Source organism: Bordetella ansorpii (genome assembly GCF_900078705.1).
GTDB classification, from domain to species: domain Bacteria; phylum Pseudomonadota; class Gammaproteobacteria; order Burkholderiales; family Burkholderiaceae_B; genus Bordetella; species Bordetella ansorpii_A.
Window position 1 is genome coordinate 796,506 of sequence record NZ_FKIF01000006.1, and the last position, 22,052, is coordinate 818,557.

At 68.9% G+C, this 22,052-nt stretch carries 19 protein-coding genes; 5 read left to right on the forward strand and 14 right to left on the reverse strand.

The features are described from left to right. Nucleotides 1–80: 80 nt before the first annotated feature. Nucleotides 81–3,662, forward strand: a complete 3,582-nt coding sequence (locus A6745_RS13990) for an ABC transporter ATP-binding protein/permease (RefSeq protein WP_066128031.1) — start codon at nt 81–83, stop codon at nt 3,660–3,662. A 156-nt stretch (nt 3,663–3,818) separates the two neighbouring features. Beyond that, nucleotides 3,819–4,325, forward strand: coding sequence for a GNAT family N-acetyltransferase (locus tag A6745_RS13995; RefSeq protein WP_066128033.1), 507 nt, complete (start codon nt 3,819–3,821; stop codon nt 4,323–4,325). A 9-nt stretch (nt 4,326–4,334) separates the two neighbouring features. On the opposite strand, the gene A6745_RS14000 is transcribed toward A6745_RS13995, so the two are convergent. Then, on the reverse strand, nt 4,335–5,366 hold the full coding sequence (locus tag A6745_RS14000; RefSeq protein WP_066128035.1) for a LacI family DNA-binding transcriptional regulator: 1,032 nt from the start codon (nt 5,364–5,366) through the stop codon (nt 4,335–4,337). A 221-nt stretch (nt 5,367–5,587) separates the two neighbouring features. Between A6745_RS14000 and A6745_RS14005 the strand changes: the two genes are divergently transcribed. Both A6745_RS14005 and gudD read left to right on the forward strand, forming a co-directional pair. Beyond that, nucleotides 5,588–6,556, forward strand: coding sequence for a Bug family tripartite tricarboxylate transporter substrate binding protein (locus A6745_RS14005; protein ID WP_082853063.1), 969 nt, complete (start codon nt 5,588–5,590; stop codon nt 6,554–6,556). A 60-nt stretch (nt 6,557–6,616) separates the two neighbouring features. Then, nucleotides 6,617–7,960, forward strand: a complete 1,344-nt coding sequence (gene gudD / locus A6745_RS14010) for a glucarate dehydratase (protein ID WP_066128036.1) — start codon at nt 6,617–6,619, stop codon at nt 7,958–7,960. A gap of 25 nt (nt 7,961–7,985) precedes the next feature. Here gudD and A6745_RS14015 read toward each other — a convergent pair whose 3' ends face one another. From A6745_RS14015 to A6745_RS14065, 11 genes are all read right to left on the reverse strand, one after another. Then, nucleotides 7,986–8,942 carry a cupin domain-containing protein gene (locus A6745_RS14015; protein WP_082853064.1) on the reverse strand — a complete coding sequence of 319 codons (957 nt, stop codon included), beginning with the start codon at nt 8,940–8,942 and terminating at the stop codon, nt 7,986–7,988. Further along, the gene (locus A6745_RS14020) at nt 8,926–9,684 is read right to left on the reverse strand and encodes an ABC transporter permease (protein WP_066128038.1); all 759 of its coding nucleotides are present in this window, start codon (nt 9,682–9,684) and stop codon (nt 8,926–8,928) included. Before A6745_RS14020 ends, A6745_RS14015 begins: the two co-directional genes overlap by 17 nt. Then, nucleotides 9,681–10,454: an ABC transporter permease gene (locus tag A6745_RS14025; RefSeq protein ID WP_066128040.1), complete on the reverse strand. Its 774-nt coding sequence runs from the start codon at nt 10,452–10,454 to the stop codon at nt 9,681–9,683. Before A6745_RS14025 ends, A6745_RS14020 begins: the two co-directional genes overlap by 4 nt. 28 nt (nt 10,455–10,482) lie before the next feature. After that, on the reverse strand, nt 10,483–11,505 hold the full coding sequence (locus A6745_RS14030; RefSeq protein ID WP_066128043.1) for an ABC transporter substrate-binding protein: 1,023 nt from the start codon (nt 11,503–11,505) through the stop codon (nt 10,483–10,485). A 50-nt stretch (nt 11,506–11,555) separates the two neighbouring features. Then, entirely contained in the window at nt 11,556–12,398 is an 843-nt protein-coding gene (locus A6745_RS14035; RefSeq protein ID WP_066128044.1) for a TauD/TfdA dioxygenase family protein, read from the reverse strand. Between the two features lie 68 nt (nt 12,399–12,466). Next, complete coding sequence (locus tag A6745_RS14040; RefSeq protein ID WP_066128046.1) at nt 12,467–13,255, reverse strand: class II aldolase/adducin family protein; 789 nt, start codon at nt 13,253–13,255, stop codon at nt 12,467–12,469. Beyond that, nucleotides 13,255–14,175: an ABC transporter ATP-binding protein gene (locus A6745_RS14045; RefSeq protein ID WP_231886002.1), complete on the reverse strand. Its 921-nt coding sequence runs from the start codon at nt 14,173–14,175 to the stop codon at nt 13,255–13,257. Before A6745_RS14045 ends, A6745_RS14040 begins: the two co-directional genes overlap by 1 nt. Before the next feature lie 73 nt (nt 14,176–14,248). Then, entirely contained in the window at nt 14,249–15,523 is a 1,275-nt protein-coding gene (locus A6745_RS14050) for a M20 family metallo-hydrolase (RefSeq protein WP_231886003.1), read from the reverse strand. A gap of 4 nt (nt 15,524–15,527) precedes the next feature. Further along, the gene (locus A6745_RS14055) at nt 15,528–16,409 is read right to left on the reverse strand and encodes an alpha/beta fold hydrolase (RefSeq protein WP_066128050.1); all 882 of its coding nucleotides are present in this window, start codon (nt 16,407–16,409) and stop codon (nt 15,528–15,530) included. Nucleotides 16,410–16,430: 21 nt separating this feature from the next. After that, nucleotides 16,431–17,564: a pyridoxal phosphate-dependent aminotransferase gene (locus A6745_RS14060; RefSeq protein ID WP_066128052.1), complete on the reverse strand. Its 1,134-nt coding sequence runs from the start codon at nt 17,562–17,564 to the stop codon at nt 16,431–16,433. A 14-nt stretch (nt 17,565–17,578) separates the two neighbouring features. Next, complete coding sequence (locus A6745_RS14065; RefSeq protein ID WP_066128053.1) at nt 17,579–18,364, reverse strand: SDR family oxidoreductase; 786 nt, start codon at nt 18,362–18,364, stop codon at nt 17,579–17,581. Between the two features lie 303 nt (nt 18,365–18,667). On the opposite strand from A6745_RS14065, the gene A6745_RS14070 reads away from it, so the two are divergent. Beyond that, a complete protein-coding gene (locus A6745_RS14070; RefSeq protein ID WP_231886004.1) occupies nt 18,668–19,351 on the forward strand; it encodes a GntR family transcriptional regulator in 684 nt (227 codons plus the stop codon). A 21-nt stretch (nt 19,352–19,372) separates the two neighbouring features. Here A6745_RS14070 and A6745_RS14075 read toward each other — a convergent pair whose 3' ends face one another. After that, nucleotides 19,373–20,611, reverse strand: coding sequence for an acetate/propionate family kinase (locus tag A6745_RS14075; RefSeq protein WP_066128058.1), 1,239 nt, complete (start codon nt 20,609–20,611; stop codon nt 19,373–19,375). Beyond that, nucleotides 20,608–22,038 (reverse strand): bifunctional enoyl-CoA hydratase/phosphate acetyltransferase, encoded by a 1,431-nt coding sequence (locus A6745_RS14080; RefSeq protein WP_066128060.1) that lies wholly within the window; start codon nt 22,036–22,038, stop codon nt 20,608–20,610. Before A6745_RS14080 ends, A6745_RS14075 begins: the two co-directional genes overlap by 4 nt. Between the last annotated feature and the right edge of the window lie 14 nt (nt 22,039–22,052).

The window sequence follows — 22,052 nt, forward strand, 5'->3', positions numbered from 1 at the left end:
TCGATCGAAAAACTATCGATCCCCGCGATCGCGCGAGCACGGCCACAATGGCGGCATAACGAATCATCGAGGGATGGGTTATGTATTTCGACTATCGGCTTTGGCGGTTCACCGAGGGCATGCGCGGCCGCATGGCGGGCGGCGTGTTGCTCGGCTTGCTGGCGCTGGGCGCCGGCATCGCGCGCTATGTATTCCTGGGGCAGATGCTGGCCGCGGTATTTGCCGGGCAACCCTGGCAGGCATGGGCCGAGCCGGCGGCATGGACCGCGGCGATGGTGCTGCTGCGCGCGGGCCTGGACCACTGGCGCGGCGTGCAGGCCAACCGTTGCGCGGCCGCCGTGCAGCAGGTGCTGCGCAGCCGCCTGTACGACCGCATCGTGTCCCTGGGGCCGGCCTGGTTCGCCAACCAGCGCACCGGCGGCGTGATGCTGACCGTGGTCGACGGCGTCGAGCAGCTGCAGACGTTCTTCGGACAATACCTGCCGCAGGTCGCCATCGCGGCAGCCGCCCCCTTCGCCATCTTCGCGGTCATTGCTTTCTGGGACGTGCCCACGGCCCTGGTGCTGCTGGCCGCCGCGCTGTTCGCGCTGTTCGGTCCCATGGCCGTGCACATGCTGGACCGGCGCGCCAGCCTGGCCCGCTCGAAATCCCTGAAGGACTTCGGCGAGGACTTCCTGGACGCGGTGCAGGGCCTGCCCACGCTGAAGTCCTTCGGCCAGGGCAAGTCGTGGGGCCGCCGCCTGGCCGAGCGCGCGCGCCGGCTGTCCGAGGGCACCATGTGGGTGCTGTCGGTCAGCCTGCTGACGCGCGGCATCAGCGACCTGGGCGTGGCGCTGGGCGCCGCCCTGGCGCTGACGCTGGGCGCCTGGCGCGTCGGCAACGGCGACATGAGCGTCGAGGCCCTGCTGATCGTGCTGATGGCGGGCACCGAGATCTTCCGCCCGCTGCGCGACCTGCGCGCCGTGCTGCACCGGGGCATGCTGGGCCAGTCGGCCGCCACCAGCATCCATGCGCTGATGGACGCCGAATCGACGGCCACGAAACTGGCCGCCCAGGGCCAGGGCGCATCGCCCGCGCAACTGACGCCCACCATCGAATTCGACGACGTGGGCTTCGCCTATACGCCCGAGCGTCCCGCGCACCAGGGCCTGCATTTTCGCATCGCCGCGGGCGAGCGCGTGGGCGTGGTCGGCCCCAGCGGGGCCGGCAAGTCCACCATCGTGCGGCTGCTGCTGAAGGAGGCCCTGGCCCAGTCGGGCAGCGTCCGCGTGGGCGGGCACGACGTGCGCGAGCTGGACACGCAGGCGCTGCTGTCGCGCATCGCGGTGGTCAGCCAGGACATCACGCTGTTCCATGGCACGCTGGAGGAGAACCTGCGCCTGGGCCGCCCGGACGCCACGCAGGAACAGGTGCGCGCCGCCGCGCGCGCCGCGAACATCGACGACTTCATCATGGCCCTGCCCGAGGGCTATGCCACGCGCATCGGCGAGCGCGGCCTGCAACTATCCGGCGGGCAGCGCCAGCGCGTGGCCATCGCCCGCGCCCTGCTGCGCGACGCGCCCATCCTGGTGCTGGACGAGGCGCTTTCCTCCGTCGATACCGAGAACGAAGCCCTCATCCAGCAGGCGCTGGACCGCCTGATGGCCGGCCGCACCACGCTGATCCTGGCGCACCGGCTGGCCAGCGTGGTCGGCGCCGACCGCAGCCTGGTGCTGGACCAGGGCCGCGTGGTCGAGCAAGGCACGCATGCGGAGCTGATGCGGCAGCGCGGCCTGTACTACACGCTGATGCACGAGCAGGATGCGGCCCGGCAACGCGCCGCGGCGCCCTCCGCGCGCGGCGTGGCGCCTCCCGCCGAAACGGCCCGGGATACGAATCCTGGCGCCACGGACGCTTCCGGCCCCGCGCCGCGCGCGCTGGACGAGGATGCCGACCAGGTGGGCTGGCGGCAGACGCTGTCCACGCTGATGGCCGTGGTGCGCCCATGGCGCGGCACGCTGATCGCGACGATATTGCTGGGCGTGGGCCGCGTGGCCGCCTACATCGGCGTGGGCGTGCTGAGCGCGCTGGTGGTGGCCGCGATCCGCGATGGCCGCGACACGAGCTGGCTGATCGCCGGCCTGCTGGTGGCCGCGCCGCTGGCCGCGCTGTTCCACTGGCTGGAATCATGGCTGGCGCACGCCATGGCGTACCAGTTGCTGGGCGACATGCGCGTGAAGCTGTACGACAAGTTGGAACGGCTGACCCCCGCCTACCTGCTGCAACGGCGCTCCGGCGACCTGGTGTCGCTGGCCACGCAGGACGTCGAGATGATCGAGTATTTCTACGCCCACACCATCGGTCCGGCCATCGTGTCGGTATTGGTGCCGCTGACCGTGCTGGGCTTCCTGGCCGCCTTCAGCTGGCCCGTGGCGCTGGCCCTGCTGCCCTTCCTCGCCTATGCGCTGCTGTCGCCCATCCGCGGCCGCCGCCGCATCGATGCCCTGGGCGACAAGGCGCGCGGCGCGCTGGGCGAGATGAGCGCCCACATGACCGACACCATCCAGGGCCTGGCCGAACTGACCGCCTTCCAGGCCACCGGCCACCGCCGCGTGCGGTTCCTGGAAGTGGCCGGGCGCTACGCCCAGCGCCGCCTGGCGCTGCTGCGCGACCTGTCCGCGCAGACCGCATGGTTCGAGATCGCCATGGGCCTGGGCGGCCTGGCCGTGGCCGTGGCCGGCGCCTTGCAGGTATCCGCGGGCGCCCTGTCCGCCAGCATGCTGCCGCTGCTGATCCTGATCGCCCTGGCGACCTTCCTGCCCGTCTCCGAGATCTCGCAGGTCAGCCGGCAACTGGCCGACACCGTGGCCGCCTCGCGCCGCCTGCACGTGGTGTCGCACGAACCCGAACCCGTCACCGATGGCCCGCTGCCCGCGCCGCAGTCCGCGCAGGGCTTGTCGGTGGCCTTCGAGGACGTCAGCTTCGGCTATCCGGGACAACGCGGCGGCAAGCGGGGCGATGCGTTGAAGCACCTGACCTTCAACGTGCCCGCGGGCGCCACCGCGGCATTGGTGGGCGCTTCGGGCGCGGGCAAGAGCACCGTGGCCAGCCTGCTGCTGCGCTTCTGGGATCCGCGCGCCGGCACGATACGCATCGGCGGCGTGGACGTGCGCGAGATGAATCTCGACGCCCTGCGCGATTGCGTGGCACTGGTCACGCAGGACACCTACCTGTTCAACGACACGCTGGAGAACAACATCCGCCTGGCTCGTCCCGACGCCAGCCCGGCCGAGCTGCGGGCCGCGCTGGAGCAGGCGGCGCTGGCCGACTTCGTGCGCACCCTGCCCGACGGCCTGGCCACCCGGGTCGGCGAACGCGGCATGCAATTGTCGGGCGGCCAGCGCCAGCGCATCTCCATCGCGCGCGCCTTCCTGAAGAACGCGCCCCTGCTGATCCTGGACGAAGCCACCTCGCATCTGGACACGCTGTCGGAACTGCAGGTGCGCACCGCCCTGGACGTGCTGATGAAGCACCGCACCACGCTGGTCATCGCGCATCGCCTGTCCACCATCCAGGACGCGGACCTGATCCTGGTGCTTGAGAACGGCAGCCTGGCGCAGGCCGGCACGCACGACGCGCTGTTGAAGCAGGAAGGGTTCTATGCAAGGGCCAGCGCGCATTGAGGCGTGCTGGGGCGGCGGGAACGGCGCCGTCCATCGCGATGGCCCGGTCGGTCGTCCGGCCCCCCTGAGCGTCCGGCCGCCTCGCGGCGCCGTGCTACGGTGACGGGGGTATGCACGCCTTTCGTGCGCCATTACCTCATCGGGGAGAATCGAACGATGCAGTGCAACGACGTGTCGATCGCATCGCAACGGCTGTCCCTGCGCCCGTTCCGTGCGGACGATGCCGGCGAGGCCTACCCGTGCATCACACCCACGCTGACGCGCTACATGCGTTTCGAGCCGCCAGGCTCCGAAGCGGAATTCGAGTCGGTCTGGCGAACCTGGCTGCCGAAGATAGCCAGCGGCGAGGACATCACCTTCGTCATCCGCCTGACCGGCAGCGGCGCCCTGGTCGGCTTCGCGGGCCTGCACCGCACGCAAGACGCCGAACCCGAGCTGGGCATCTGGATCCGCGAATCCGAACACGGCCATGGCTATGGCGGCGAGGCCGTGAAGGCCGTGGCCGGCTGGGCCGCGGCCGCCTTCGGCAGGACGGCCTTCATCTATCCCGTGGCGATGGAGAACGTCCCCAGCCGGCGCATCGCCGAACGCCTGGGCGGCGTCGTCGTCGGCCGGCGCGATACCGCCAAGTACGACGCGGTGGTCTACCGCATCCCTGCCTGAACGGACCGCTCAGGCGCTGTCGCGCCGGACGATCTCGAAGCCGATCTCCACCACCGCCGCCTGCGGCGCCTCGCCGTTCACCCGCGCGGCGATCATCTCGGCCGCCTGAGCGCCGATGGCCGCGCCGTCCACGTGGACCGACGTGATCGACGGCACCATCGACGCGGCGAACTCCATGTCGCCGAAGCCCACCACCGAGAGATCCGTGGGCACGCGCAGGCCTTGGGCCAGGGCTTCGGTGATGACGCCGCTGGCCATCAGGTCGGAGGTGCAGAACACCGCATCGATGCCCTGGCCCCCTTGCAGAATGCGCAGGCCTTCGCGGCCCTGCACGTGCGTCGTGGGGGCCGGCAGGTAATGAATGACGGGTTCGGGCAGGCCCAATTGCAAGGCCGTCCGCGCGAAGCTGCGCGCGCGGCGATGCGCGCGTTCGTCGTCGCCGCACAGCACCGCTTGCCGCGTCTTGCCCGCCTCGAACAGATACCGGCTGACCGCCGCGCCGATGGCATCGTGCGACAGGCTCAGCAGCATGTCGATGGGGGTCTCGGTGGTGTCCCAGGTCTCGACGATGGGAATGCCCGAGGCCTTCAGCAGGCCGCGGCCCTGCTCGGAATGCATCACGCCGGTCAGCACGATGCCGTCGGGCCGGCGGCCAATGATGGCGCGCAGCAATGCGTCCTCGCGCGGCGCCTCGTAGCCGCTCTGGCCCACCATCAACTGGAAACCCTTGGCTTCCAGCGATCGCGTCAGCGCGGTCAGCATGCCGCCGAACAGCGAGCTTGCGATCGTCGGCACCAGCACCATCACCAGATTGCTGCGCGACAGGCGCAAGCTGCCCGCCATCAGGTTGGGCACATAGCCCAGCGTCCGGATCGCCGCGTTGACCTTCTCAAGCGTGGCCGGCGACACGTGCTGCGGCGTGTTGATGACGCGCGAGACCGTGATCATCGACACGCCCGCGGCCCGCGCCACGTCGCGCACCGTGACGCTGGCCCGCGCGGCGGCGCGGGAAGAGGAACTGGCGGGCTTGTCGGACGGCATGCGGCGGAATCGGTCGGCGAAGGCGGGAAAGTCCCCCACGCGTGGGAGGCCATCAAGACTAACCGGTGACGGCGGCGGCCGCCCGCCAAAGCCCCTGGGGTTTCCCCTGATACCGTGTCGTCCTGCTTGATCTACACTGCGGCATACCACAGGTGGTAACGTTACCAATCCAGATGGTAACGTTACCAAAACATAAATATCCCTCAGCGAGGAGACACAGCATGCAACGCAACGCGTTCAAATGGATCGTGGGCGCCACCTTGATGGCGGCCGCCGGCCTGGCCCAGGCCTGGCCCGACAAACCCATCACGATGATCGTGCCCTTCCCGCCTGGCGGCGCCACGGATTCGGTGGCGCGCGCCGTGGCCAACAAGATGGGTGAACAACTGAAGCAGACCGTCGTGATCGAGAACAAGGCCGGCGCCACGGGCACCATCGGCGCCTCGCAGGTCGCCCGCGCCGCGCCTGATGGCTATACGCTGCTGGTCACCTCGCTGGCCCCGCTGGTCGTGGCCCCGCACCTGATGAAGCTGACGTACGACCCCGCGCGGGACTTCACCTACCTGACCGTCGCGGTGCAGACGCCCAACGTGCTGGTCGTCAGTCCCAGGATCGCCCCCATGGTGAACAACGTGCAGGACGTGCTGAAGCTGCTGAAATCCAAGCCGGGCGAATTCAGCTTCGCCAGCTCGGGCGCCGGCTCGTCCGACCACCTGACCGCCGAACTGTTCTGGCAGAAGACCGGCACCAAGGGCCTGCACGTGCCGTACAAGGGGGGCGCCCCGGCCATCCAGGACCTGCTGGGCAGCCAGGTCGACATGTCCTTCCAGAACCTCAACGCCGTGCTGCCGCACATCAAGTCCGGAAAGCTGAAGGCCCTGGCGGTCACCGGCGACAAACGCTCGCCCGTGCTGCCCGACGTGCCCACCTTCGCCGAGGCCGGCGTGTCTGGCCTGACCGTCTACGCCTGGCAGGCCGTCGTGGCGCCCAAGGGCATCCCGGCCGACGTACAGGCGAAACTGTCCGCCGCCCTGAACGCCGCCATCAAGGACCCCGCCGTCAGCAAACCCTTCACCGACCTGGGCCTGGAAGTCGTGGCCAACTCGCCCGACGCCTTCGCCAAGTTCCAGCAGCAGGAAAGCGCCCGCTGGAAGAGTGTCATCCAGACCGGCAACATCTCGGTGCAGTAAGCGCCGCAACGCAGCAACCCGCCCGGCCCTTCAAGGCCGGGCCCAACAGGCCAAGCCACCATGTCTGACTCCCAGCAGTCCTCCACTCCCGTCGTCACGCAGATGCGCGTGGTGCCCGTCGCGGGCCACGACTCGATGCTGCTCAACCTGAGCGGCGCGCACGCCCCCTACTTCACCCGCAACCTGATCATCCTGACGGACAGCGCCGGCAACACCGGCGTGGGCGAAGTGCCCGGCGGCGAGAAGATCCGCGGCACGCTGGAAGACGCGCGCGACCTCATCGTGGGCAGCGCCATCGGCAACTACAACCACACGCTGAACCGCATGCGACAGGCCTTCGCCGACCGCGACAGCGCCGGACGCGGCCAGCAGACGTTCGACCTGCGCGTGGCGATCCACGCGGTCACGGCGGCGGAATCGGCGCTGCTGGACCTGCTGGGCAAGCACCTGGGCGTGCCGGTGGCCGCGCTGCTGGGCGAAGGCGTGCAGCGCACCTCGGTGCAGATGCTGGGCTACCTGTTCTACGTGGGCGACCGCAAGCGGACCGACCTGGCCTACCAGAGCGCGCCCGACGCCGACGACGACTGGCTGCGCCTGCGCCACGAGAAGGCGCTGACGCCGGAAGCCATCGTCAGGCTGGCCGAGGCCGCCTACGCGCGCTACGGTTTCGAGGACTTCAAGCTGAAAGGCGGCGCGCTGCGCGGCGAGGAAGAGGTCGAGGCCATCCGCGCGCTGCACGAACGCTTTCCGCAGGCCCGCATCACGCTCGATCCCAACGGCGGCTGGCTGCTGAAGGACGCGGTGCGCCTGTGCCGCGACCTGCATGGCGTGATGGCCTATGCCGAGGATCCCTGCGGCGCCGAGGGCGGGTACTCGGGCCGCGAGGTGATGGCCGAGTTCCGCCGCGCCACCGGCCTGCCCACCGCCACCAACATGGTCGCCACCGACTGGCGCGAGATGGCCCACGCGCTGTCGCTGCAATCCGTGGACATCCCGCTGGCCGATCCGCATTTCTGGACCATGCAGGGTTCGGTGCGCGTGGCGCAGACCTGCCAGGCCTTCGGCCTGACCTGGGGCTCGCACTCCAACAACCACTTCGACGTCTCGCTGGCCATGTTCACGCACGTGGGCGCCGCGGCCCCTGGCCGTGTCACCGCCATCGACACGCACTGGATCTGGCAGGACGGCCAACACCTGACGCGCGACCCGCTGAAGATCCGCAACGGCCACATCGAGCTGCCGCAGACGGGCGGGCTGGGCATCGAGCTGGACATGGACGCGGTGGAACGCGCCCATGCGCTTTACCAGCGGCACGGCCTGGGCGCGCGCGACGACGCGACCGCCATGCAGTACCTGATCCCGGGCTGGAAGTTCGACAACAAGCGGCCCTGCATGGTGCGTTGAAGCACGAGGACGGACACCGCCCGCATCACGTGCCCAGGAACTCGAACCCCATCGTGCGGGCTTCGTAGTACAGCCCGCCATCCTGCACGATCAGGAAATCCGCGCGGCGCGCGCCCTCGTTGTGATGCGAATGCGGCGCGCCGGCCGGCGTCACCAGCGTGGCCCAGTCCGACCACGGGCAGTCCTGTCCGTCCACCCGCGACTTGCATTGCTCGCCGGCCACGATCAAGGTCAGCGCGGCCGAGTTGTGCCGATGCGGCGACTGCGCGCCGCCGGGCGGCAGCGTATTCAGCGACAGCGTCAAGGCGGGCATCAGATTGCGCCGCTCCTGCATGGCGACGCTGGAGAACACCACGGCCAGTCCCGACGTGCCGGCATCCGGCACCGTGCGATGGATGCGGTCGATCTCGGCAGCGATATCGTCCGCCTTGAAATGAACCGGACTATCCTCGGGCCGCGCGGCGCGCAGGCCGTGATAGGCAAGCAAGGGCTCGTCCGTCACGGCCCACAACACGGCGGCCCGCGCTTCGGACGCCTGCCAGCGTGTCGCGCCCGCCGGCAGGTACAGTACGTCCCCGCCAGACCAGGCCATCGTTTCCGGGCCAGCCTGCACGCTGCCGCTGCCCTCGATCACATACCAGATCGCGCCGCTGGCCACGAAGTCGGCATGCAGCGTATCGCCCGCGCGGATGCGGGCATAACGGGCCAGCATGAACGGCGTGGTGGCCGGCCACGGGCTGCCCAGCGTTTCGCGCTGGTCGCACGGATAAAACCCGGTGGCGCCATCGGCGGCCAGGGCCGCCGCGGCCGGATCGGCGAAGAGGCGCGCCGGCACCGGTTCCAGATGGATGTTGAACGCATTGGCCGAATTGAAATAGCGCGCCCGCGCCTGGGCGCTGCCGGCGGGCGCGGCGGCCTGCCCGGGCGGCAACGCGGCCATCGATCCCCAGCCCGTCGCTTGCGCGTCACTTCCAGAACACATAGCGCTTCTCCAACAGATTGACCACGCCGAAGAACACCAGGCTGATCGCCGAGGCCACGAAGATGGCGGCCCAGACCTGAACGAAATCGATCTGCAGCACCGCCTGGAAGATCGTCCAGCCCAATCCCCCCGTCGCGCCCAGCATCTCGGTGACGATGGCCACGATCATCGCGCGCACCGTCGACACGCGCATGCCGGCCGCCGTCAGCGGAATGGCCGCGGGCAGGCGCAGGCGCCAAAGGATGGCCGCGCGGTCGGCGCCGAAGCTGCGCATCAGGTTCACGGCGCGCGGGTCCACGCGGTCCAGTCCGGCCAGGGCATGCAGGAAGACCGTGAAACCCACCGCCAGCGCCACCATCACGATCTTGCTTTCCGGACCCATGCCGAACCACAGCAGGATCAGCGGCGCGTAGGCCACCACCGGCACCGAGTTCAGCGCCGTGGCCACGGGCAGCACGCTGCGGCGCACGGCGGGCATCATGGTCAGCACGATGGCCAGCAGCAGGCCGGCCAGCGAACCCGCGAAGAAGCCCGCCACGGCTTCCATCACCGTGGTGCCGGCCGCGCCCAGCAGCACGGCGCGCTGCTCGGCGATGGTCTGCAGGATGCGCGTCACGCTGGGCAACACATAGGCCGGCAGATCGAGGCCGCGCGCGGCCCCCTCCCACAGCAGCGCCACGCCCAGCAATCCCATGGCGGCACGCCGCGTAGCGCGGGAAGACCCCTTCATCGGCGTCTTCATAGCTCGCTCCTCCAGAACACGACCCTGTGCTCGATCCAGGCCACCAGCCCGTAGAACGACGTGCCCAGCAGGCCCGACATCAGGATGGCGGCCCACAGCGCCACGAAATGCTCGTTGTACATGGCTTGCAGCAGCAGCACGCCCAATCCGGTGGTGTCGCCGAACCATTCCCCGGCGATGGCGCCCAGCAGGCTCAGCGTGCAGGCCAGGCGCAGCGCCACGAAGATCTGCGGCAGCGCGGCCGGCAGCTCCAGGCGCCACAGCAATTGCAGGCGCGTCGCGCCGAAGCTGCGCAGCAGGTCGACCTGGCGGCGGTCCACCGACTCCAGCCCGTTCAACGTGTTCACCGTGACCGGGAAGAAGGTCAGGTAGAACGCGATCAGCGCCTTGGCCAGGATGGTGTTGCCGAACCACAGCACCACCACCGCGCCGAACGCGATGACGGGGATGGTCTGCGAGATCACGAACAGCGGGAAGATCAGCTCGCGCAGCAGGCGCGAGCGATGGAACAGCACCCCGTTCATCACGCCCACCAGCGCGCCGGCCACGTAGCCCAGCACCGTTTCCGACAAGGTGCGCAGAAAGCCCGCCAGGTAGGCATCCGGCAACGAGATGATCGCATCGAGGATCACCGACAGGCGCGGCAGGTAATGGGGCGGCAACCCCGCCGCCACCACCAGGCCCTCCCAGGCCACGGCGATGACGGCGAGGGTGACCACGCCGCGCAGCAGCGCCGCGGCGGCACCGGATCGTAGCGAGGCCGTCTTCATGCGCGGACTCCCGAAGAGAAACGAAGGATCACGGCAAGCGGTCCGCGGTGGGAATGGACTTCAGGAAGCTGGCGTCGAAAGCCTGCGTCACGTCCACCGGTTTGCTGACCACTTTGTTGGTGACCAGGAAGTCCTGCGCGGCGCGGATGGCGGCCGGATCGATCCAGAACAGGCCCTCGGTCTTGGCCTTGCCCTCGGTCATCAGGCGATAGGCCTCGGTCAGCATGAACTCCTGGTGGGTGCGGTCCAAGGTGGGCGCGACCTTCATCACGGCATCCACGGCTTCCTTCGGATGCTTCATGGCTTCGCGCCAGCCACGGATCGACGCGCGCAGGAAGCCCTTGACCAGCTCGGGCTGCTCTTTCGCGGTCTTCTGCGACACGATCAGCGTGTCGCGCGGGAACGTGATGCCGTAGTCCTCGGCCTTGAACAGCCGCAGCTTGTCCTCGCCCACGCGCTGGCGGATGGTGTAGAGCTCGTTGTACCAGGTGGCCGTCACTACATCGATGTCGCCGTTCACGAAGGGCGTGACGCTGACCTGCTGCGGCTGGATGTCCACCTTCGAACGATCCACGTGCTGGTTGGCCAGCATGCCGAACAGCACGTAGTTCGCGCCGGTGAACCAGGCCGTCACCTTCTTGCCCTCGAAGTCCTTCAGCGTCTTGACCGGGCCGTCCTTGCGCGCCACGAAGACGAACGGCGTCACCTGGTGCGCCACCCCGATCGACACGATGGGCATGCCCTTGTCGATGGCCGCCAGCACGCTGTCGGTGCCGCCGGACAGGCCGAAGGTGTCCGCGCCCGTGGCCACCAGGTTCTCGGTCAGCAGGTTCGGGCCGCCGGGATTGATGGTCAGGTCGATGCCCTCTTCCTTGTAGTAACCCTGCTGCTGCGCGTAGTAGAAGCCCGCGAACTGCGTCTGCGGCAGCCACTTCAGGCGCAGCGTGGCCTTCACCATGTCCTTGGCCAGGGCGGGCGCGGGCAGCGCCGCCATCGTGGCGCCGAAGGTGGCGGCCCAGGCCATCAAGGCCAGCAAGCGTCGTTTGTTCATGTCGGTTCCCCTTGTCGAGTGTTCAGTGCGTGGTGAGTGCTGCGTGGGATTCAGAACGGCCGCGTGCCGGCCACCGTGGTGCGGTGCATGACACGGCGGTACTTGTTGTCGTCATAGGGCGTGGCGCAGTGCATGGTGCAGCGGTTGTCCCAGATGACCAGGTCGCCCTGCTGCCAGCGGTGGCGGTAGACGAAGGCGTCGCTGATGGCGTGCCGGTTCAGCGCGGCCAGCAGCGCGTCGCTTTCCTCGGGCGGCAGGCCGTCGATCTGCTTGATGATGTCCTCGCCGACGTACAGCGACAGGCGGCCCGTGGTGGGATGCGTGCGCACCACGGGATGCCGCACGTCGGGCGTGCGGGCCTTCTGTTCGTCGGAAAGCGGCGCGCGGTCGGCGAAGGCCTTGCCGTAGTAGCCCGCGTACGAGTGCGTGGCGGTCATGTGGCGGATGCGCTGCTGCGTGGCGGGCGGCAGCGCCTCGTAGGCCAGGTGCATGCTGGCGAACAGCGTATCGGCGCCCTCGGGCGGCACCTCCACCGAATACAGCAGCGAGCCCATGCTGGGCTCGGCGACGTACGACAGGTCCGAATGCCAGTTCCAGCCTTCCTTGTGGTTGCCGATGGGCTTGCCGTTCTCGGACACGTTCGACAGCACGTAGATCTCGGGCAGCCCGGTGGTCAGGAACTGCTTGAGCACGTGCGTCATCAGCGAGCCGAAGCGGCGGCTGACCTCCACGTGGCGCTCGTTGCTCAGCTTCTGGCCACGCACCAGGATCAGCGAATGGTGGTCCAGGTCCCGCACCAGTTGGTCGATCGCCGCGTCGCTGGCGGGATCGGCGAGATCCAGGTCCAGCACCTCGATGCCGAATCCGGGATGGAGGGAGCGCGTCTTGAGCATGTCTTTCACCTTCGTACTGTTTGGGGTTCGCGGATCGATACTGCTGCGTACTGCGTGATGCGGAGTGTTCAGGTCCTGTAGGAGGGATCGGCGCGGTCCAGCTGGCGCAGCAGCGCCGGCCATTCGCGTTCGCCGGCCACCAGGATGTCGCCCTTGTTCTCCCAGAACTGGCGGGCCGCCTTCTCGCTGACGTCATGGCTGGGCAGCACGATCGGGCCCGCGCCGCCGGCCACGGCGGCCTGCATGGACAGTTGGATGCGCGCGGCGCGCTCGAAGTAGTACAGCAGCATGAAGGCCTCGCCCACGGTGCGGCCCAGCGTCAGCACGCCGTGATTGCGCATCAGCATCACGCGGTGCTCGCCCAGGTCGGCCACCAGGCGCGCCTGCTCGTCCATGTCGATGGCCACGCCCTCGTAGTCATGGAAAGCCTGGCGGCGGTAGAAGCGCATGGCGAACTGCGACAGCGGCAGCAGGCCCTCGCGCTGCGCCGACACCGCAATGCTGGCGTCGGAGTGCGTATGCAGCACGCAGGCGGCGTCCCGTTTGCCCTGGTGGATGGCGCCGTGGATGACGAACGCGGCGGCATTCACTTCGTAGGGACTGTCGCTGAGCTTGCGGCCCTGCAGGTCGATGCGAACCAGGCTGGATGCCGTGACTTCTTCGAACAGCAGGCCGTACGGGTTTATCAGGAACTGGTCGTGCGTGCCCGGCACGCGCAGCGAGATGTGGTTGTAGATCAGGTCGTCCAGCTTCAGGTTGGCCACCAGCCGGTAGCAGGCGGCCAGCGACACGCGGGCCTCCCATTCTTCCGGCGGCATGCCCGCCGGGCACGCCGGCTCTTTCAGGGCGGCGTTCATCAGTGGCCTCCCGCTTGGCCGCTGGCGCGGAACGACTTCATGCTTTCTTCCTCGATGGCGTCCAGCAGCACGCGCTTCAGATCGATGAATGCCGGCGAGGTGACGATGTCGGCGCGGCGCGGGCGCGGCAGGTCCACCTTCTGCTCCAGCTTCACGCAGCCCGGGCGCGCCGTCATCACCAGCACGCGGTCGCCCAGGAACAGGGCCTCGTCCACGTCGTGGGTGATGAACAGGATGGTGCGGCGATGCTTCTGCCACACGTCCAGCAGCCAGCGCTGCATCATGCTGCGGGTCAGCGCGTCCAGCGCGCCGAACGGCTCGTCCAGCAGCATCAGGTCGCGCTTGAACATGAAGGTGCGCATCAGCGCCACGCGCTGGCGCATGCCGCCCGACAGTTCGTGCGGATACTGGTTCTCGAAGCCGGCCAGGCCGAACTCGGGCAGCATGTCCAGCGCCATGCGGCGCGCATCCGAGCGGCGCGCGCCTTCCAGCTCGACGGCAAGGATGGCGTTGTCGATCACGGTGCGCCAGGGCAGCAGCAGGTCGCGCTGCGGCATGAACGACACCTTGCCCAGCAGGTCCGAGGCACGGCACGGCTTGCCCAGGAACTGGATGCCGCCGCCCGCATCGGGCTCTTCCAGGCCGGCCACGATGTTGAACAGCGTGCTCTTGCCGCAGCCGCTGGGGCCCACCACCGTGACGAACTCGCCCGGCGCGATGTCCACGCCCAGGCCGTTCAGGGCCTGCGTGGCGCCGAAGGTCTTGGAAATGCCGGACAGGCTGAGCAGCGAGCCGCCCGGCACGCGCGCGGCGGCGCCGGCCTGCGCCTGCGCGTCGGCCCTGCTGGCCACGGGCAATACCGTGGCGGCGGAAGCGCCCGCCGCTTGCGCGGCGGCCAGGCGGGATGAAGCGAACATCATCGAATCTCCTTGCGCGACGAACGCGTGGCGGCGCGATGCCGGCGTGCGTCCAGATCGTTGGAAAGCGTGGGAATCATGGCCGGCCTTCCAGGGTGGCAAGCTCGGCCAGGACGTCGGCCAGCACGCGGGCGCCCGCGTACAGGTCGGCGGGTTCGGTGAACTCCGCCTCGTTGTGGGTGATGCCGCCGCGGCTGGGCACGAACAGCATGGCCGACGGACAGATGGGATGCAGATAGCGCGCATCGTGCCCGGCGGCGGAAATCAGGCCGCGCGCAGGCAGCTCCAGGCGCCGCGCCGCGGCCGCCAGGCGGTCGCGCAGGGCGGCGGGAAACGTCAGCGAATCGGCGGCGGACAGGCGCTCGACCTCGACCGCGCACGCCCCCGACTGCGCCAGGCAGGTCGGCGCCACCAGGCCGGATAGGCGGCGCAGTTCCTCGCTGTCGGGGTGCCGCAGGTCGATGGAGAACACCACCTGGCTGGCCACCACCGACGGCGCGCTGGGCGTGACGTCGAAGCGGCCCACGGTGAACTTCACGATGTCGGCGTCGTCGTGCAGCGCCTGCGCCAACGCCTGCACCATCGCGGTCGCCGCCAGCAGCGCGTCGCGGCGCTCGGCGCGGGTGGACGTGCCGGCGTGCGACGCCTCGCCGCGCACGGTGACGCGGAAGGTGTGCTTGCCCTGGATGCCGCTGACGATGCCGATCGGGCAGTGCTCGCGCTCCAGTTCGGGGCCCTGCTCGATGTGGGCCTCGACATAGGCGTACGGCACGCCGCCCAGCGTGCGCTGGGGCACCTCGCGCAGCGCGGCCGACGTGGCCGCCAATGCGTCCTGCACGGACATGCCGTGCTTGTCCCGCACGGGCAGGATGTCGGCCAGGGCACGCGCGCCGCCATAAACAGCCGCACCCATCATGCCGGGCGCGAAACGCGAGCCCTCTTCGTTCATCCAGGCCACGATCTCGACGGGACGCCGTGGCATCACGCCGGCCTGCTGGATCGCCTGCACCGCCTCCAGCGCGGCGATCACGCCATACACGCCGTCGTAGCGCCCGCCGGTGGGCTGGCTGTCCAGGTGCGACCCCGACAGCACCGGCGCGCCCTCGCCCGCCTGCCAGCGCAGGAAGAAATTGCCGGCGGCGTCCCGCGACGCCGACAGGCCCAGCTCCGCGCCCCATTGCGCCATCAGCGCCTGCGCCGCCGCGTCCTCGGCGGACAGGGCCGCGCGATCGACGCCACCCGCCGCGGTGGCGCCGATACGGGCCATCGCCATCAGGCGGCTCATCAGGCGGTCCTGGCTGACCTGTGTGGAAGGCATCGAAGTCATGGGCGTGGCAGTGTGTTCAGTCAAGGCGTCATTGCGTCTTCATGATCTCGGACGGGGCCGAGCGCGGATCGCGCGGCAGCCACTTGCCCTGCTCCACCGTCGCCAGGAAATCGCCGACGAACTGGTTGAACAGGCCGGGCTCCTCGATGTTCAGCGTGTGGCCCGCCTTGGGCAGCACCAGCAGGCCGCTGGCCGGCACGGTGCGCTTGAGGAAGATGCCGGGCTGCAGGCAGTGATCGTCCTCGTCGCCCACGATCACCAGGGTCGGCACGGCCATCTGCCTGAGCTCGGCCTCCAGGTCGTAGAGGGAAGGCCGGCGCGCCTGCACGCCGCGCATGGTCATCGCCGAGCCCGTGGCGTCGTGTTGTCCCAGTTGCTCGGCGAACTCGGCCCAGCCGCGCGGATCTTTCAGCTGGAAGGCGATGCGCGAGGCCGCGGTGGAATAGATCTTCGAGAACTCGGGCGCGCCCAGGCTCTCGAACTTGTTGGCCACTTCCAGCGATACGTTGCGGAAATAGTCTTCGTACTGCTTCTCGGCGCCGTACCCCGCGCCCGCCACCACCAGCGACAGCGCGCGATCCGGATGGCGCAGCCCGAAATGCAGCGTGGCGAAGCCGCCCATCGACAGGCCCACCACGTGCGCGCGCTCGATGCCCAGGCCGTCCAGCACGTCGGCCATGTCGTCGACCGCGATCTGCTGCGAGTAGCTGTCCACGCTGGCCGGCACGTCCGAAGGCAGGTAGCCGCGCGCGCTGTAGGTGATGCAGCGGTAGCGCCGCGCGAAATGGCGCATCTGCGGCTCCCAGCTGCGCCAGTCGCCGCCGAACTCGTGCACGAACAGGATGGGCGTGCCGCTGCCGCATTCTTCGTAATGCAGGCTGACGCCGTCTCGGGTGGTAATGGAAGGCATGTGTGTCCTTGTCAGGGTGCGTCAGAACAGCGCGACCGGTTCGGGATGCTTGCGGGCGTGCTCGACCATGGCGGGCAGCAGTTCGCAGCAGCGGTCGGCCCAGGCTTCCGGCACGCTCAGGCTGATCTTCACGAAACGCTCGCCGAAGCGCTTGGTGTGATAGGTGCCCTGGCGGATCATCACGCCCTCGGTCTGATAGGCCGCCACCAGCGCCTCGGGCCGCACGCCGGCATTGCCCGTTTCCACGATCAGCAGGTTGGCCTGCGAGGGATACACCGGCAGATGCAGGCCATCGACGCGCGACACGGCCTCGGCCAACGCCGCCTGGTTGCGGCGCAGGCGCTGCCTGATCCCGGGAAACCATTCCGCCTTGGTCTTCAGGCCGGCGATGGCCGCGCGCTGCGACAGCACGTTGCTGCCCAGGTTGTTGGGCGGCGCGCTGGCCAGGCGCTCGATGATGTCGGGGTTGGCGATCACCGCCCCCAGGCGCATCCCTGCCAGGCCCAGCCACTTCGAGAAGCTGTAGGTCATCACCGTCTTCTCGGGATAGAAGCGCCAGGCCGGCGTGAAATCGTCGGCGAACTGCGAATACGTGGCGTCGTGGATCAGGTAGGCGCCCACCGAGCGCGCGATCCCGGCGATCTCGCGGATCTCGGCCTCGGTGTGGCAGGTGCCCAGCGGGTTGTTCGGGTCCACCAGGTAGATCACGCCCGTGTCCGGGCCGACCGCCGCGCGCAACTGGTCGGCCGTCAGCTTGTAGCCCTGCGCCGCGTCATAGATCGGCAGTTCGACCACATTGGCGCCCGCCTGCCGCGCGAACATCATCGGCCAGGCCCAGCTGGGATCGGTGGTGACGAAATCCTTGCCCGGCTCGCAGATATTGCGGCATACGTTGTACAGGGCCTCGACCGCGCCGTCCGTGACGAAGGCGCAGGCATCCGGCACGCCGGCATCCCGCACGATCAGCTGGCGCAGTTCCTCGAAGCCGGCCGGCGGCGCGTAGGCGTGATAGTCGCCGCGCGCCAGCGCCTGCGTCACGGCCTCGATCACGCCGGGATGCGGGTCGAAGTGGTTGGTGTTCTGGCCCAGCCACATCAGGCCCGGCGTATTGCAGAGGCGGTCGAAATAGGCGTTGCGTTGTTCGAAGCTGCGCATGGCGGTTCCGGTCCTCAGATGATGGACCGGCGCGAGGCGATGCCGCCGTCGATGGTCACGATGGTGCCGGTGATGTAGGCCGCGCGTTCCGAGGCCAGGTACACGATCAGGTCGGCCACTTCTTCCGGGCTGGCCGGACGCTTGGCGGGATACTTGTCGAACAGTTCCTCCCAGCGGCCCTCGTCGCCGTACCAATCGAGCGCGCGGCGCTTCATCAGCTTGACCATGCGGTCGGTGGCCACGGGGCCGGGATTCACGCCCACGACGCGGATGCCGTCATCCAGGCTGCGGCCGCCCACGCCGCGCGTGAAGGCCATCATCGCCGCGTTGCCGGTGGTGCCCACGATGTAGTTGGCGTCCCAGTTCTCGCCCGAGTTGCCGATGTCGTTGACGATGACGCCATGGCCGCGCTGCTTCATGTGCGCGTAGATCTCGCGCGTCAGGGTCACGTACGAGAAGATCTTCATGTCCAGGCTGTCGCGCCAGGCCTGGTCCGACAGTTGGTCCATCGGGCCGGGCGTGGAGTCGGCCGCGTTGTTGACCAGCACGTCGACCTCGCTGCACAGCCGGGCCAGCTCCATCACATTGGCGTTCACCGACAGGTCCATGGCGTAGGTGTGCACAGTCACGCCGTATTGGCTCATCAGCGCGTCCTTCGCCGCGGCCAGGCCGTCGGCCGAACGGGCCGCCAGATGCAGCGTGGCCACGCCTTCACGCGCGAAGCTGTGCGCCGTCGCCAGGCCGATCCCCTTGGAGGCGCCGGTGACCAGCGCCGACTTGCCGTTTAAACCGAGTTCCATCTTTACGTATCCTCGATGAGCGTCCGGACAGCCGGACCTATGTATACAAGTGCTTCGTCAAGCTTGCCTGAGGTAGACCCTGTTGCCTCGTTTCGGCTCGGGTTGCCAGGCGCGATGGTTAGGCTTAAGCAACATGCGTGCCAGGTGGATTTCCCAGGAGGCGCATGGATATTGGGTTCTGGATGCCCCAATGCTGTGCGAAACACAGTGCGGCTGCGCTTTATTTTTGTGCATACAAGATGATGGATCTTGCATACATTAAAAGTTAAAATGCCTGCACCGCATTGTTCGACGAGAGTTACCGTGCCCGACTCCCCCACCGCCGCCCCGCTGCCCGGCGCCAGCCGCTCCGCCCAGATCCATCACATCCTGGAGAACGAAATCCTGGCCGGCACGCTGCCGCCCGGCGCCAGGCTGGATGAAATGGAACTGGCGGAACGCTTCGACGTGTCGCGCACGCCGGTGCGCGAGGCGCTGCGGCACCTGGCTTCGGCCGGCCTGATCCAGATCCGCACGCGCCAGCCCGCGCTGGTCGTGGCGCTGTCGGCCGCCCGGCTGATCGAGATGTTCCAGGTCATGGCCGAACTGGAAGGCCTGTGCGCCCGCCTGGCCGCGCGCCGCATCAATGCCGCGCAGCTGGCGCAGCTGAGCCAGTACCAGGAGCAACTGGTGGCGTTGGCCGGCACCGAACAGGTGGAAGCGTTCTACGAGATCAACCGGCGCTTTCACGAACTGATCTACGAAGCCTCGCAGAACCACTTCCTGGCCGAGCAGACCCGCACGCTGCGCAACCGCATCGGGGTCTACCGCAAGATGGTCACGCAGAAGCCCACGCGGCGCGCCGACACGCTGACCGAGCACGCGGCCGTGCTGCGCGCGCTGGCCACCGGCGACGAGGAAGGCGCCGGCAACGCCATGCGGGGGCACGTGAATCTGCTGGGAGAAAAACTGCTGGATTTCATCGCCCTGTTTCCCAAGGCGGGTTGAGGACGCCCGGCAGGGCCATCGCTATCCTTGCAGCACCGACAGCGCCTCGCTTGCCGCGATCCACTCTTCGTTGGTCGGTTCGACACCCACCACGACGGCGCTGTCCGGCGCGCTGATCACCGGCGCATCGGCGGCGTTGGCAGCCTCGTCCAGCTTGACCCCGAGGAACGCCAGGCCTTCGCACACCCGCCTGCGGATCTCGGCGCTGTGCTCGCCCACGCCCGCCGTGAACACCAGCAGGTCCAGTCCCTCCTGCACCGCCACCAGCGCACCGATCTCGCGCACGATGCGCCGCACGTAAAGCGCCAACGCATCGCGCGCGCGCGCCCCGGCCTCGTCCTGCCGCGCCTCCATCGCCAGCAATACGCGCGGCTCGGACGACACGCCGGACACGCCCAGCAAGCCGGACTCGTGATACAGGATATGGCCCACCTGTTCGAGCGTGAGCTTCTCGATCTCCATCAGGTAGATCACCGCGCCGGGATCCAGCACGCCGGTGCGCGAGCCCATCATCAGGCCGTCCAGCGCCGAGAAGCCCATCGTGGTGGCCATGCTGCGCAGATCGCGCATCGCGCACAGGCTCGCGCCGCTGCCCAGGTGCGCCACCAGGGTGCGGCCTCTTGCCAACTGGCCGTGGCGCTCGGCCAGCGCCACCGATTGATAGTGATAGGACAGCCCGTGGAAACCGTAGCGCCGCAGGCCGCGCTCCCACGCGGAATACGGCAGCGGCAGCATCTGCTCGACCTTGGGCACCGTGTGGTGGAACGCGGTGTCGAAGCACACCACCTGGGGCAGGTCGGGGTGCCGCTGCAACAGCGCCTCGACGGCCTCCAGGGCGAACGGCTGATGCAGCGGCGCCAGCGGGATGTAGCGCTTCAGGTCGGCCAGCACCTCGGCATCGGCCCGCACCGACGAGAAATACTTGGCGCCCCCATGCACGATGCGATGCGCCACGCTGTGCAGGCGGCGGCCCGCCAGGCGTTCGAGCACACCCTGCTCGATGCGCTGCAAGGCCGAACGATAGGGGTGCCCGGGATCCAGCGGCACCGGCATGGGATCCATGCCTGTCTGTCCATACGTAGGCGATGGGCCGCCGATGCCCTGCACCTTGCCGTTCCAGACCGGCAGGCGCGGCAGGGGCGCGCTGCCGCCATCGAACAGGGCGAACTTGATGCTGGACGATCCGCAGTTCAGCACCAGGATCAGGTCGCCCTGCGACGCATAGCGGTCCTCGGACACGAGATGGGCGGAGGTCTTCATGGCGGCGCCTGGCGATAGTGGTGGGCCAGCAGCACGGCGACCGCGCACGAAGCCAACCGGCTGGCGCGCCCGTCGGCGCGGCTGGTCAACATGATGGGCACCTTGGCGCCCATCACCACGCCCGCGCTGGCCGCCTGGCCCAGATGAATGAGCTGCTTGACCAGCATGTTGCCGCTTTCCAGGTCGGGCACCACCAGGATGTCGGCCTGGCCGGCCACGGGCGAGACGATGCCCTTGGTCCGCGCGGCCGCGATCGACACGGCATTGTCGAAGGCCAGCGGACCGTCCAGCAGCGCGCCCTCGATCTGCCCGCGGTCGGCCATTTTGCAAAGCGCCGCCGCATCCAGCGTGGCGGGCATGGCCGGCGACACCGTTTCCACGGCCGCCAGGATCGCCACCTTGGGCCGGACCACGCCGATGGCATGCGCCAGGTCGACGGCGTTGCGCACGATGTCGGCCTTCTGCGCCAGATCGGGCGCCAGGTTGATGGCGGCATCGGTCACGATGAAGGGCCGGGGATACGCGGGCGTGTGCATCAGGAAGCAATGGCTGATGCGCCGCTTGGTGCGCAGGCCCGCGCTGGTGGCCACCACCGCGGACATCAGTTCGTCGGTGTGCAGGCTGCCCTTCATGATGGCCTGCACCTGGCCCTGCCCGGCCAGCGCGGCGGCCTGCTCGGCGGCGGCGTGGCTGTGCGGCGCATCGAGGATCTCGACGCCGGACAGGTCCAGCCCGGCCTGCGCGGCAACCGCTTCGAGCTTCTGGCGCGGCGCCACCAGCACCGGCTCGATCAGGCCTTCGGCGCGGCACTCCAGCGCCGCCGCCAGGCTGGTTTCATCGCACGGATGCACGACCGCCGTGCGGATGGCCGGCATCTTGCCGACGTGGGCCAGCAACTGGCGCATGTCGTCGCCCGATCCGCCCTCCAGGCGGATGTGCGGCAGGCTGGCGCGTTCGAGCTCGATGCGTTGCGTGGGCGCGGTGACCACCGCCTCGCCTTCGATGACGGTGTGGCCGTGCTGGTTGATGCCCGCGCAGCTCAGGCCGACCGTCTGGTCCTCGGCCTGCTTGGCGATGACCTGCACGCGGATCGTCAGCGTGTCGCCCACACGGATCGGCCCCAGGAACCGCAGATTCTGCCTGCGGTAGACCGTCCCCGGCCCGGGCAGGTGCGTGCCCAGCACCGCGGAGATCAGCGCGCCGGCCCACATGCCGTGCGCCACGACGCCACCCACGGGCGTCCTGGCGGCGAAATCGGGGTCGACGTGGCTGGGATTGATGTCGCCGGACTGGATGGCGAACAACTGGATGTCTTCGGCGGTCAGCACGCGCTCGATCTCGGCATGGTCGCCGATGCCGATCTCGTCGAAGGTTCGGTTGCGCAGGCGCGAAAGCGTGCCGGCACCGGAAGAAGAGGATGGGGTCATGGAAGATTCATCTC